At 46.2% G+C, this 12,545-nt stretch carries 12 protein-coding genes; 7 read left to right on the plus strand and 5 right to left on the minus strand.

The genetic code is table 11. From position 1 onward, the window contains the following. Positions 1-7 precede the first annotated feature (7 nt). The 3 genes from trxB to OCU35_RS05900 all read right to left on the minus strand — a co-directional run bounded on the left by trxB (position 8) and on the right by OCU35_RS05900 (position 3,580). Positions 8-964, minus strand: coding sequence for a thioredoxin-disulfide reductase (trxB, locus tag OCU35_RS05890; protein WP_017030081.1), 957 nt, complete (start codon positions 962-964; stop codon positions 8-10). A gap of 148 nt (positions 965-1,112) precedes the next feature. Further along, entirely contained in the window at positions 1,113-1,811 is a 699-nt protein-coding gene (locus OCU35_RS05895; protein WP_017030080.1) for a SanA/YdcF family protein, read from the minus strand. Positions 1,812-1,891: 80 nt separating this feature from the next. Then, entirely contained in the window at positions 1,892-3,580 is a 1,689-nt protein-coding gene (locus tag OCU35_RS05900) for an NAD-dependent malic enzyme (RefSeq protein ID WP_017030079.1), read from the minus strand. A gap of 298 nt (positions 3,581-3,878) precedes the next feature. Between OCU35_RS05900 and OCU35_RS05905 the strand changes: the two genes are divergently transcribed. After that, entirely contained in the window at positions 3,879-4,265 is a 387-nt protein-coding gene (locus OCU35_RS05905) for a hypothetical protein (protein ID WP_017030533.1), read from the plus strand. A gap of 30 nt (positions 4,266-4,295) precedes the next feature. Here the strand turns inward: OCU35_RS05905 and OCU35_RS05910 are convergent, their stop codons facing one another. Next, positions 4,296-4,784, minus strand: a complete 489-nt coding sequence (locus OCU35_RS05910; protein WP_017030077.1) for an META domain-containing protein — start codon at positions 4,782-4,784, stop codon at positions 4,296-4,298. Between the two features lie 161 nt (positions 4,785-4,945). On the opposite strand from OCU35_RS05910, the gene OCU35_RS05915 reads away from it, so the two are divergent. The 6 genes from OCU35_RS05915 (at position 4,946) to iadA (ending at position 11,834) form a co-directional block, all read left to right on the plus strand. After that, positions 4,946-5,197 (plus strand): DUF1289 domain-containing protein, encoded by a 252-nt coding sequence (locus OCU35_RS05915; protein WP_017030076.1) that lies wholly within the window; start codon positions 4,946-4,948, stop codon positions 5,195-5,197. Positions 5,198-5,501: 304 nt separating this feature from the next. Then, positions 5,502-7,340 carry an ABC transporter ATP-binding protein gene (locus OCU35_RS05920; protein ID WP_261825839.1) on the plus strand — a complete coding sequence of 613 codons (1,839 nt, stop codon included), beginning with the start codon at positions 5,502-5,504 and terminating at the stop codon, positions 7,338-7,340. A gap of 16 nt (positions 7,341-7,356) precedes the next feature. Further along, positions 7,357-8,862 carry an ABC transporter substrate-binding protein gene (locus OCU35_RS05925; RefSeq protein WP_065209936.1) on the plus strand — a complete coding sequence of 502 codons (1,506 nt, stop codon included), beginning with the start codon at positions 7,357-7,359 and terminating at the stop codon, positions 8,860-8,862. A gap of 6 nt (positions 8,863-8,868) precedes the next feature. Continuing rightward, positions 8,869-9,786, plus strand: coding sequence for an ABC transporter permease (locus OCU35_RS05930; protein WP_017030536.1), 918 nt, complete (start codon positions 8,869-8,871; stop codon positions 9,784-9,786). Between the two features lie 5 nt (positions 9,787-9,791). Continuing rightward, positions 9,792-10,655 (plus strand): ABC transporter permease, encoded by an 864-nt coding sequence (locus OCU35_RS05935; protein WP_017030537.1) that lies wholly within the window; start codon positions 9,792-9,794, stop codon positions 10,653-10,655. Between the two features lie 9 nt (positions 10,656-10,664). Continuing rightward, positions 10,665-11,834 carry a beta-aspartyl-peptidase gene (gene iadA / locus OCU35_RS05940; protein WP_017030538.1) on the plus strand — a complete coding sequence of 390 codons (1,170 nt, stop codon included), beginning with the start codon at positions 10,665-10,667 and terminating at the stop codon, positions 11,832-11,834. Positions 11,835-12,130: 296 nt separating this feature from the next. Here the strand turns inward: iadA and rplY are convergent, their stop codons facing one another. After that, positions 12,131-12,409 (minus strand): 50S ribosomal protein L25, encoded by a 279-nt coding sequence (gene rplY, locus OCU35_RS05945; protein WP_065599783.1) that lies wholly within the window; start codon positions 12,407-12,409, stop codon positions 12,131-12,133. Positions 12,410-12,545 lie beyond the last annotated feature (136 nt).

The following is a 12,545-nucleotide window of genomic DNA, read 5'->3' on the forward strand; positions in this document are numbered from 1 at the left end:
TTTTTGTTTACGCATCAATTTCGTCGAGATAACGCTCAGCATCTAACGCTGCCATACAGCCAGTACCAGCTGAAGTGATGGCTTGACGATACTGATTATCCATAACATCACCTGCGGCAAACACACCCGGTATGCTGGTTTGTGTTGCATTGCCTTCTAGGCCAGAATTTACCACGATGTAATCGTGATTCATCTTTAACTGCTCTTTGAAAATGCCGGTATTCGGTTGGTGACCGATAGCGATAAACGCACCCATGACATTAATCAGCTCTGTTGCATCCGATTTTGTATCCTTAACGCGAACGCCAGTGACACCCATATCATCGCCAACCACCTCATCAAGTGTGCGGTCGGTGTGCAGAACAATATTGCCTGACTCAACCTTGTCCATTAGACGTTTCACCAAGATCTTCTCAGCGCGGAATGAATCGCGGCGATGGACTAAGTGTACCTTTGAGGCGATATTTGAAAGATACAGTGCTTCCTCAACCGCAGTGTTGCCACCACCGACAACAGCGACTTCTTGATTGCGGTAGAAGAAACCATCACAAGTGGCACAAGCGGAAACGCCGCGGCCCTTAAATGCTTCTTCAGAGTCTAAGCCGATGTACTTCGCCGAAGCGCCTGTTGCGATGATCAATGCATCACAGGTAAATTCTGTGCTGTCACCAAATAAACGGTATGGCTTTTGGCTCAGGTCAACCTTGTTGATGTGGTCGAAGATGATCTCGGTTTCGAACTTTTCAGCGTGAGCTTGCATACGCTCCATCAATGCTGGACCGGTTAAGTCACTGGCGTCACCTGGCCAGTTTTCTACTTCCGTAGTGGTGGTGAGCTGACCACCTTGTTGCATCCCTGTCACGATAACTGGATTAAGATTTGCACGCGCAGCATAGATTGCCGCCGTATATCCAGCAGGGCCTGATCCTAAAATAAGTAGTTTACAGTGCTTAACATTGCTCATAACTGTTTGATCCTTTGTAATTCTGCCTCGATTGTATGTAATTCAGGCCACGAATTGAAGATGATGATTAAAGGTATATTGGTGTGAAAGCGGAGAAATCAAGGATAGGGCACGAAATGAGGACCTAACAACAGCAGATAGCTGATTGCTATTCGCTTTCAGCTACCGGCTTGGGAACGAATCGAGGCATGATTGGCCCGTATTCGTATTTCGGTAGCATATCCAATATCGGCTCTTGCGGGCCTAAGAACTTGGGTTGTGTGTTCATGACGTAGACGTCGAGCATGGCTTTTATGCGGGCAAAGACTTCCCGAACCCTGACATTGAACCAAGACCTTGGTTTAGGGGAGGGAACCCCTAGGCAGATGGCATCCGCTTTGTAGTAATTGGCAATGAACAGAGCTCTGTCGCAGTGAAAGGTTTGGGTAACGATAGTGAAGTCGTTGAGGTTGAAGATCTGTTTGGCGCGAACAATGGAATCGAGCGTTCTAAATCCCGCATAATCTAGGAAGATAAGCTCTTCAGGGATACCTGCCCTTAAAAGGTCTCGCTTCATAGTCCACGGCTCATTGTATGAGCGATGGGCATTATCGCCACTGAGCAAGAAACCGCGCACTTTTTGCTGTTTATACAGCTCAATGGCGGCGTCTATACGATAGGTGTAATACGGGTTTAAGGTTCTACCTATATATTTACTCGTACCTAAGATCAGGGCGATGTCTCTCGCGGGTGCCGATTCCACCTCTTTATGGATTCGGCCTTGGGCCTGATAGCTCATCCAAAAGTCTACTGAGCTTAATAGCAGGATAACGCACAGCGTGATCCCACTACCCAGCAGTATCAACATCTTCAGAGCTCTAAGGGCTAAGTGCCAAATCGAAGTTTCGCGCCAATAGCCCTTAATTTCAGTCCAACTCAGTTTACTCACTAGAAGGCAGTACGCTTATAACGACGGTAAACCGGTTGCCAGAAGTGATTGTCTATGGACTCTTTGATGGCTTGATCGGTGATCTCTAGCGCCACACCTTGCTTAATCGCTTGTTTTGCAACAGCAAAAGCGATTTTCTTCGATACCGAATGAATCTCTTCTAGAGGTGGCAGCAATGCGCCGTGGCCTTTGATAGCCAGTGGTGAACACTCAGCAAGCGCTCGGCTGGATTCCATTAGCATTTCATCGGTAATACGAGAGGCCGAGACAGACAGTACCCCAAGGCCGATACCTGGGAAGATATAGCTGTTGTTACACTGAGCAATCTCAAGGCGTTTACCATTGACCAGTACAGGCTCAAATGGGCTACCGGTAGCGACTAAGGCTTGGCCATCGGTCCAATCAAGAACATCTTTTGGCACCGCTTCTACTCGGCTGGTTGGGTTCGATAGCGGGAAAACGATTGGGCGAGGGCAATGCTTATGCATGGTTTGAATCACTTGCTGGCTAAAGATGCCTGGCGCTCCAGAAACACCGATCAATACCGTCGGTTTAGCGTTCTCTACTACATCTAACAAGGAGTAGTCTTGTCCTTCTGCCTGCCACTCTTTAAGGTTTTCAGACTTTTGGGCTAATGGCTTTTGGAAATCGAGAAGGTTGTGCATACCTTCTTGCAGTAGACCCCAGCGGTCTACCATATAAATGCGTGAGCGAGCCTCGTCTTCAGGTAAGCCTTCATCTTGCATTTGAGCGACGATAGCTTCGGCTATACCACAACCTGCAGAACCCGCACCCACAAAGGTAACGCGCTGGTCTGACAGCTTGCTACCTGCAGCGTGACAGGCTGCGATGAGTGAGCCTACGGTCACTGCAGCGGTGCCTTGAATGTCATCATTAAAACAGCAGATGCGGTTTTTATAACGCTTCAATAGTGGCATTGCATTCTTTTGTGCGAAGTCTTCAAACTGAACTAGAGCCTCTGGCCAGCGGCGCTGAACCGCTTGGATGAACTCTTCTACAAATTCGTCGTACTCAGCGCCAGTGATGCGAGGGTGTCTCCATCCCATGTACATAGGATCGGCTAAGCGTTGCGGGTTGTTGGTGCCCACATCTAAAACAATCGGTAATGTGTAAGCTGGGCTGATGCCACCACAGGCGGTATACAGAGAAAGCTTACCAATAGGAATACCCATACCGCCGATACCTTGGTCACCTAAACCTAGAATACGTTCGCCATCGGTGACAACGATCACCTTAACGTTATGCGTAGAGGCATTATTGAGAAGGTCATCGATACGGTCTCTATTAGAATATGAGATGAAAAGGCCGCGACCGCGTCGATAGATATTAGAGAACTTTTCACATGCCGCGCCAACGGTCGGCGTATAGATGATAGGCATCATCTCAGAGATGTGATTTTGTACTAAGCGGTAAAACAAGGTTTCATTGGTATCTTGAATATTTCGCAGGTAAATATGGCGATCCATATCATTGTCGAACTGTTGATATTGCTGATACGCACGTTCAACTTGTTCGGCAATCGTTTCTGTTGTCTCAGGCAACAAACCATCTAGGTTAAAGTAGGACCGTTCTGAAGCGGAAAATGCGCTTCCTTTGTTGAGCAGTGGGGTACTTAGAAGAGCAGGCCCTGCGTGTGGTATATAAAGCGGTCTTTTGTCGTTTTTCATCGTTTAACCTAGTTGGAGAGTAGAGAAGAGTTCAGCGAAGGGCATTGTAAGTTATCCCATTTGTAAATTGAATGACGCAGTGATCATTTTTTGTCAAATGTTTCCCCGCAGGACAAATAAGTGTCGAAATAGTTAACTGGACTGTTAACAACTAGTTACATATATATCAATTAGGAATTGATTGTTGGTGTAGTGGAACGTTATTTCATACAGTCTTGTACTGTGGTGAGTATCGGCTGATAGTTATCAATAACATAGCCAATTTCTGGCTAATCCTAACGCAAATTCTGTGGGAACAATGACCATTAGCCAGATGCAAAGTAACGCTGTTCGCTTCGACTACACCCATTTTTTGGGTGAGAGTAGCCGTGGTCATCGCTGGCGTTTTGTCGATGTCATTCACAGCATAGCGCCTATCTTTGGCACGCTGTGGCAGCAGGAAATTGATAAAGCACAGAACTCAGAACAAAAATTGTGGGAGAGTGCCCTTAATCAGTTATCGTCCACGCACAGTGATGAGAAGAATTTGATTAAGCTGCTGAGAATTGCAAAACAGGAAAACATCGCATCACTTGAGATTTCTTTGCCTTACTCGTTTGAACAAGAACAAATTGAGGCTATTTGCGCTCGTGCAGAAGTGAAAATTGAGTGTGTTGATGAAGAGTTGTGGAAGGTAACGTTGTGAGCCGTCTATAGACGACTCACACACTTGGGTTTAGTTTACCCAGTCTTTCAGTTGAAACGTCAAAGTATGTTCTGCACTTTTTAGTTCCATTGTCTGCTTAGTAAGAACAACGTCATTCCACTCAGACAATGCTTTTGAGTATGCCATCTCAGTGTTCATCACACCCTCTGGACACATCTTCATTGTCATTCCCATCTGTTGGATGCGGAACTTACCGTCTTTAAGTTCACCTTGACCAAAGAAGTTATTACAACCGGCGTTGCCGTTGGTCGTCATCTTCTCGCCAACTTCTAGGGTAGGAGCTTTGAAGTTTTCATCAACCTCTACCGCTTTACCGTCAATGTGAGTTAATACCCAATGGTGATGCTGTAGTGCTTGCTCATTGACTTGCAAAGTTTCGGCACTCATTTCCATTTCAGCCTTGCTATCCATAGCTTGCTTATCCGCATCATTACTGCCCATACTTGAACAAGCTGAAATGAGCAGTGCAGCTGATATTGCCGTTAATTTTTTGTACATTTAAAGACTCCAGATATTTGAAGATGATGGTCCAAGTGTATAACAAATAAAGAGAAATATGTCAGTTATACGTCAGTAATTGCAGTGACATTCATTGAATAATAGACCTATTTGATGAATACTGTTGGGTATTAATTCAAGGGTTGAATATGGGGGCGTAAATGGAACAATTAGATTTTTTTGATGTACCTAGCCCTTGTATTGGTGTGTGCAGTTCCGATGAGCGAGGCTACTGCAAAGGATGTATGCGCAATCGAGATGAACGCTTTGCATGGCAAACACTTTCTTCAACAGATAAGAAACACGTTATCAAACTTTGCCGCCAGCGATACCGACGTAAGATGTTAAAAGGAAAGCAGCCCCTTAAACCCAATGAAGACGAGGTGTCGAGCCCACAAGGTGACCTGTTTTAATAAAGCAGAGATAGCTGAAGCACAAAACCTCTATAATAAGCGGAACATATCTGATCTCAATTTTCTTAATAAGTGTTCTTGTATTATTTATTGATTCCTTTCGGTGTCGGCATTTTTATTCCTGAAATTATTTTATAAGTTACTAATAATAAAAAGAAAAGCTTTCATATCTGCATAAAATAATTCACCCAATCCCCATATCTAACTGGCTGTTGAAAAGATAGTTTCCACTTTTTCATATTAATCATGACGCTGTAAATCCTTATGCTAGATGCTCTTATTGAACAATCTAGGCAGGGAAAAAATGAGCCGACTACTGCAGATCAGCGATCTTAATGTCTCTTTTAAAACCATGCAGGGTGAAAAGGGCGTACTTCACGACGTCAACATTGATGTAAGCAAGAATGAGATTCTTGCTGTAGTGGGGGAATCGGGTTCAGGTAAATCCGTAATGAGTAAAGCCATTATGGGATTGCTTGGCAATAAAGCAGCTAAATCAGGTCAAATATACCTTCATGACAGCAAGTTAAGCGATGAACCATTAGAGATGGTATCCATGAGTCGCAGACAGGCTCAGCAAATTCGTGGAGATGAAATATCAATGATATTTCAAGACCCGATGACATCGCTAAACCCCCTTATGACCGTAGGCAACCAGATTGCAGAAGCGGTGCAAATTCACCAAAAAACCTCTCGAGCAGAAGCCATAGAAGAAGCAGGACGCATGCTGGATCTTGTGCGTGTTCCCTCTGGTAGACAGGTGCTTGGGGTTTATCCTCACCAGCTATCCGGTGGCATGCGCCAGCGTGTGATGATTGCTATGGCGTTAGCCTGTAAGCCGAAGCTACTCATCGCCGATGAACCGACCACGGCACTCGATGTGACCATTCAAGCGCAGATCTTAGGCTTGATTCGTGAGCTGCAAACAGAGCTGGGTATGGGCGTTATCTTCATTACCCACGATATGGGGGTAGTCCATGAAGTAGCAGACCGAGTCGCGGTGATGTATCACGGTGACATCGTAGAAACGGGCACCCTTAATCAAGTCTTCCTAGAACCTAAGCATGCTTACACAAAAGCCCTGTTGAAAGCGGCCCCTAAACTAGGCTCTATGCGCGGACGTGCAGTGCCACATAGCTTTCCGGTTTTAACGATGGAAGAGGAGCTAAAGGGCAATACTACTTCCGTTGAAATTCCCGGAACTCCCGTTGATTACAACCAGCAGCCTCTACTGGATGTTAATCGCCTACACGTTGTGTTCCCGAGAAAACATAACTTTTTTGGCAAAGTGACCCATCAAGTTCACGCGGTAAACGATGTCAGTTTTAAGCTGTGGAAGGGTGAAACCTTGGGCATCGTTGGTGAATCGGGTTCGGGTAAATCAACCATTGGTAATGCCATCTTAGGTCTTCTTGAAGAAGCCACTGGAGGCATATCGTATCAAGGCATTGATCTATTAGACCCCACTCGCGAGCAAAGAAAATTAGTAAAGAGAGACATCTCGTTTATCTTCCAAGACCCATTGGCTTCGCTAAACCCGCAGATGACCATAGGGGAGTGTGTCGAAGAGCCGTTCATCATACACCACCCTGAAATGTCAAAAGCGGAGCGAGAGAAACAAGCTAAGGCACTGCTCAATAAAGTAGGCATTAAGTCAGAGCTTTATCGCCATTATCCCCATGAATTCTCAGGTGGCATGCTGCAGCGAGTCAACATTGCGAGAGCCCTGACTACGCAACCTAAGATCATCGTTGCCGACGAGTCTGTATCTGCGCTCGATGTTTCTGTTCAAGCCACGGTTTTAAACCTGATGCTAGCGCTGCAAAAAGAGTTTGGTATCTCATTCATCTTTATCTCCCATGATATGGCGGTCATTGAGCGTGTATGTCATCGAGTTGCAGTTTTGACAAAGGGCCAGCTGGTGGAGATTGGTCATCGCCAAGAGGTGTTTGAGGATACCAAACATAGCTATACGCAAAAGCTACTGGCAGCGATTCCATCCATCGATACCGAGCGTTCCGCCCCTAAGCAGTTTGAGCTTCTCACAGACGATATCCCAGATCCTATTTTCCCCGTAGGAGAATCCCCCTTACCAATCAAATTGGTTGAACACACAACAACACATTTTTCCGCTACCGAATAATTACAAAGGAATGACTATGAACACAACAAAGAAAACCTTGGTTCTTGCCGTGGCTCTAGGCCTTAGTGCAAACGTATTTGCCGCACAAGATAAAGTGGTTGTCGCTTCCACGAGCACAGTGCAGACATTGAACCCACACAACGCGGGTGTGACACTTGATATGAGTGTGGCAAACGCAATCTATGATGGCCTGTTCAAATTTGATGACAACATGCAGGTGCAGCCAAACCTAGCAACCGGCTATGAAGTCAGCGACAACGGTCAAACGTACACTATTACACTGCGTGAAGGCGTGAAATTTACCGATGGCACACCGTTTAATGCCGAAGCAGTTAAATACAATTTCCAAGACGAAATTAATAAAAAGCAACGTCGTGCATCGCTTCTATCAAACGTAGAAAGCTTCAACGTCGTGTCTGAAAATGTTTTAGAAGTTAAGCTTAAGACGCCTTCTAACACCTTTATCAATAATATTACGCACCCAAGTCAGGGCATGATTAGCCCTGCAGCTATTGAAAAATACGGTGATGACATCAAGGCACATCCAGTGGGTACGGGCCGATTTGTACTGAACAAATGGATCCGTGGCTCAAAAATTACTATGGATGCAAACCCAAACTATTGGGGTGACCCGGTTAAGGTTGAACACCTTGAATTTCGCGCTGTACCAGAAGCAGGCTCACGCCTTGCGATGCTAAAGAGTGGCCAAGCTCAGGTAATGCTTCAGTTGCCAAACACCATGAAGCCAGCAGTAAGTAGTGACAAAAAACTCGATGCGGTCGCATCTCCTTCTATCATCGCTCGTTACTACGCCTTGAATACCCAAAATGAGATCTTGGCGAATGCCGATGTACGTAAAGCACTGAACTTTGCCATCAATAAGGATGCTTATAAGAAAGTTGTTTTCGGTGGCGATGCCAGCACACTGAACTCAATTGTCCCTGAGAAGATTGAAACCTTTGCGGCGCAAACGCCATACACCTATGACGTAGCAAAAGCGAAAGCGCTTTTGGCGAAAGCCGGTTATGCCGATGGCTTTGATGCAGTTATCTGGGCGAAGAACGTAACAACCAGCATGCGCAGTGCTGAGTTTATTCAGCAGCAACTAAAAGCAATCGGTGTTAACACCACTATTGTTCCTCGTGACGTGGCTAGCCACTACTCGGCAGGTGACGGTATTAACAACGACGGTACTCCGCCGGTGATCTTTGATTCAGGTTGGTCTTCATCATCGGCCACCGTTGACTGGGCAATCCGTCCACTGTTCGGTTCACAAGGAACATCTAACTACAGCTACTACAAAAATGCCAAGGTTGATCAATGGTTGGCTGACGGCCAAAAAACATTAGATAAAGCGGAAAAAGCTAAGATCTACCAAAACGTTCAATCCACCATATGGAATGACGCTGCTGGTATTTGGACAACAGTCGACACCCAACTTTGGGCTAAATCTAAGAGCGTGCAGGGCATCAATATGTTGCCAGACGGTTCTCTAGCTATCACTGACGTTCACTACGAGTAATAAAGCATGTCGCAGTATATTGTAAAACGACTATTAGGCATGATCGGGGTAATGTTCCTCATTGCCGTGATTGCATTCCTGTTCGTTCACATGTTACCTGGCGACCCTGCGAAAATGATTGCTGGCTTAGATGCCAGCAGTCAGGACATTGCAGCCGTTCGTCATCAATTGGGCCTAGACCTTCCGTTGTTGGTCCAGTTTCAGCATTTCTTAGTGAGCCTTGCGCATCTTGATCTTGGTAAGTCCATGATTAATGGTGACTCAGTGGTCAGCCTTATCAGTGAGCGTTACAAGGTCACCGCTACTCTTGCTTTGGTTTCTTTGTGGTTTATTCCTGTGGGTATCTTGCTGGGCGTGATCGCTGCGGTTTATCAATCGCGCTTGCCTGACAGAGTGAGCATGGTTGTCGCCGTTTCGGGGATTTCGGTGCCGGATTTTTGGTTGGGATTGATTCTGATCCAGGTGTTTGCCGTTAAGCTCGGCTGGTTTAACCCCACGGGCTATGAAGGCTTGCACGATCTCGTGTTGCCATCGTTAACATTGGGAACTGTGGGCACAGCAATCATTGCGCGCTTCTCTCGCTCCGCATTTTTAGACGTATTGTCTGAAAACTACATCCAAACGGCCAGAGCCAAGGGTTTGATGGAGAGTAGAGTACTGATCAAACATGCATTTCGTAATGCCATGTTGCCCATCATTACCGTGATTGGTTTGCAGATTGGTTTTGTATTGAGCGGCTCGATTGTGGTTGAAAGCATCTTTGGTTTGCCCGCGCTTGGTTCGTTCTTAATCGACAGCGTGAATGCTAGGGACTACCCGGTGGTGCAGGCGCTATTGATTCTTTATTCGTTTCACTTCGTGCTGATCAACTTCGTGGTTGATGTCTTGTATTCCGTCGTGAACCCACAGATCAAAATGAAGTAGGAATTATGGATACTAATTCGAGTAAAACTCTTTCTCCTTTTGCCATGTTTTTGATTCGCTTTAAGCGAGAGAAAACAGCAATTGTTGCCTTGTGCATCTTGCTGACCATGGTCGTAATGGCCATCGCCGCGCCAATATTTTTGCACTACACCGCTACAGATGTGGATTACAACAATATCTTGAGTCTTCCTTCGTGGGAGCATTGGGCTGGTACGGATTTGTATGGTCGTGATAACTTTGCACGCCTTGTGTATGGTGCTCGTATTTCACTTTCTGTTGGCTTTGTGTCGGTAACTATAGGCGTAATAGCGGGTACGGTGCTTGGTGTGATCAGTGGTTACTACGGCGGTATTGCCGATGCCATCATCATGCGTGCTGCGGATGTGTTGTTTGCTTTCCCAAGCTTTCTGCTAGCTATCGGTATTGTTGCGGTACTTGGCGGCGGTATTGTGAATGTGATTATTGCCATTGCTATCTTCAGTACCCCAATGTTTGCGCGTATCGTGCGCTCACAGACCTTATCTGTGATGAACTCTCAATACGTTCGCGCTGCAAAAACCATGGGTGCAAGTACGCCAAGAATCATGTTTAAGCACATTATTCCTTCCACCATTAGTAGTGTACTGGTGTATTTCACCATGCGTGTGGGCACCTCTGTTTTGACCGCTGCCAGCTTGAGCTTTTTGGGGCTTGGCGCTCAGCCGCCTTCGCCAGAGTGGGGGGCTATGTTGGCCTCAAGCCGAGACTTCATGGCCGTTGATGGCTATATGTATCTGACGCTTTTCCCTGGCCTATGTATCTTCTTGACGGTGCTCTCATGCAACGTCTTAGGCGATGGTATTCGCTCGGCACTAGACCCTAAGAATTAAGGAATCATTATGCAGTTACTAATCAAGAATGGCTCAGTGCATGCACCGCAGTATCTAGGTAAAAAAGACCTTCTGTGTGCGGGTGGCAAGATCATCGCCATTGAAGACACTATTAATGAATCTTCATTAGCGGGAGAGTATCAGGTTATTGATGCCAAGGGTGCGAACGTGGTTCCTGGATTTGTGGATACTCATCAGCACTTTATTGGCGGCGGAGGCGAGGGCGGTTATGCAACGCGTACGCCTGAATTAAAATTGACTGACCAAACCCTAAATGGGGTGACCACAGCCCTTGGTTTGCTTGGTACCGATGATCTATCTCGTCATGTAGAGAGCCTGTTTGCCAAGACCATGGGTTTTCGTGATGAGGGTATCAGTACCTACATGATCACCGGTTCTTATTTTCTGCCATCGCCCACCATTACTGGCTCAGTGATGCGAGATATTGCGTTCATTGACCCGGTTGTTGGCGTGAAGTTGGCCGTGTCGGATCATCGCGGCCCGTACATTACTCATGAGGGCTTAGCGGACTTGGTAGCGCAGGTACGCAACGCAGCACTGGTATCGGGTAAAGCCGGTATTATTACCGTTCATGCAGGTGCGGGTAAAAAAGGATTAACCCAGCTTTTGGATGTGCTAGACGAAACCGATTATCAAGCCGAGCGCTTTGTGCCGACCCATATCAACCGTGAAGATGTCTGGGAGCAGGCAGTGGAACTGGCAAAACGTGGCGCTATCATCGATGGCACTGCAGTATCGCAAGATATGCTTGATTCAGGCCGCAAGGCACTCTCATGCGCCGAGGCAACTCAACTTTCTATTGAACTCGGTATTAAGGATAACTTTACCTTTAGCTCTGATGCGGGTGGCTCGTTGCCTAAATGGAACGAAGATCGTACTCGCATCGTGGGTATGGGCGTCGGCACGCCAAGTTCATTGCTTGAAGAAATCCGCCGAGGCGTGAACGAGTTTTCGCTGAGTCTGTCAGATATGCTGGTGCCAATTACTAAGAATGCCGCAAAGCAGCTTGGATTAAGTGCTCTAAAAGGCGAGTTGCAGGTAGGTCATGATGCAGATGTGTTGCTTCTTAATGATGAGCTAACACTGACACACACTGTCGCTAAAGGTCGGGTAATGGTGTCCGGCGGTGAGGCTGTGGTGAAAGGGACGTTTGAATAAGCCCTTTGTTGCCTAGCTTGAAGTTTGCAAGTCCTAAGATCCCGGCTCAAGGCCTGGATAACACTTTACCATTATCGACTGAGTGGAAACCGTCATGCTGGCGAACGCCAGTATCTTAGATAGCACAATACTTTCTTACTAAGTACTACCCAATTCCCAAACCCCAGAAATGGCGAAAGCCCGATTGTTGGTAGCAATCGGGCTTTCTAATTTTTAAGAATCTACAGTTGGTAAGACCGAGTTCTTTATATATGCAAAAGGCTGGATGTAATCCGAATTAATTCCTTGGTAGGGAATTAAACGCGGATGAAGTCCATGTGCTCAACTTTTGGCTTGAACGCGTGACGTTGAACGTCTTGTGGCTTAACCTTAACTTCAGCGCCGTCGATCACTAGAGTGATAACTTCGTAGAATTCTGGCTTGTCCATTTGGTTGATCACGTCAGAGTGAACTAGCGCGATTGATACTGGCGCTGCTTCACCACCGTAAATGATTGCTGGGAATTGGCCAGCGTGACGTAGGCGGCGGCTCGCACCCTTACCTAGTTCAGTACGTACTACTGCTTCAAATTTCATAGTATTTACTCTCAAATTAGTAAAATAAAAAGATTTTCATCAAAGACTTAGCGACCTAGTCTTCGATATGATTCGCTTCCAAACGATAAATCGTCAAAGCGAGCGCGGATACTACCACTCAATACAAAATCGAGCA

This window comes from Vibrio breoganii (assembly GCF_024346795.1).
GTDB lineage: Bacteria > Pseudomonadota > Gammaproteobacteria > Enterobacterales > Vibrionaceae > Vibrio > Vibrio breoganii.

Excerpts from the sequence above, each read along its gene's own strand:
- OCU35_RS05930 (WP_017030536.1), top strand. The coding sequence starts at position 8,869 with ATGTCGCAGTATATTGTAAAACGACTATTAGGCATGATCGGGGTAATG.
- trxB (WP_017030081.1), bottom strand. The coding sequence starts at position 964 with ATGAGCAATGTTAAGCACTGTAAACTACTTATTTTAGGATCAGGCCCT.
- OCU35_RS05920 (WP_261825839.1), top strand. The coding sequence starts at position 5,502 with ATGAGCCGACTACTGCAGATCAGCGATCTTAATGTCTCTTTTAAAACC.
- iadA (WP_017030538.1), top strand. The coding sequence starts at position 10,665 with ATGCAGTTACTAATCAAGAATGGCTCAGTGCATGCACCGCAGTATCTA.
- OCU35_RS05925 (WP_065209936.1), top strand. The coding sequence starts at position 7,357 with ATGAACACAACAAAGAAAACCTTGGTTCTTGCCGTGGCTCTAGGCCTT.
- rplY (WP_065599783.1), bottom strand. The coding sequence starts at position 12,409 with ATGAAATTTGAAGCAGTAGTACGTACTGAACTAGGTAAGGGTGCGAGC.
- OCU35_RS05915 (WP_017030076.1), top strand. The coding sequence starts at position 4,946 with ATGGAACAATTAGATTTTTTTGATGTACCTAGCCCTTGTATTGGTGTG.
- OCU35_RS05900 (WP_017030079.1), bottom strand. The coding sequence starts at position 3,580 with ATGAAAAACGACAAAAGACCGCTTTATATACCACACGCAGGGCCTGCT.
- OCU35_RS05905 (WP_017030533.1), top strand. The coding sequence starts at position 3,879 with ATGACCATTAGCCAGATGCAAAGTAACGCTGTTCGCTTCGACTACACC.
- OCU35_RS05935 (WP_017030537.1), top strand. The coding sequence starts at position 9,792 with ATGGATACTAATTCGAGTAAAACTCTTTCTCCTTTTGCCATGTTTTTG.
- OCU35_RS05895 (WP_017030080.1), bottom strand. The coding sequence starts at position 1,811 with ATGTTGATACTGCTGGGTAGTGGGATCACGCTGTGCGTTATCCTGCTA.
- OCU35_RS05910 (WP_017030077.1), bottom strand. The coding sequence starts at position 4,784 with ATGTACAAAAAATTAACGGCAATATCAGCTGCACTGCTCATTTCAGCT.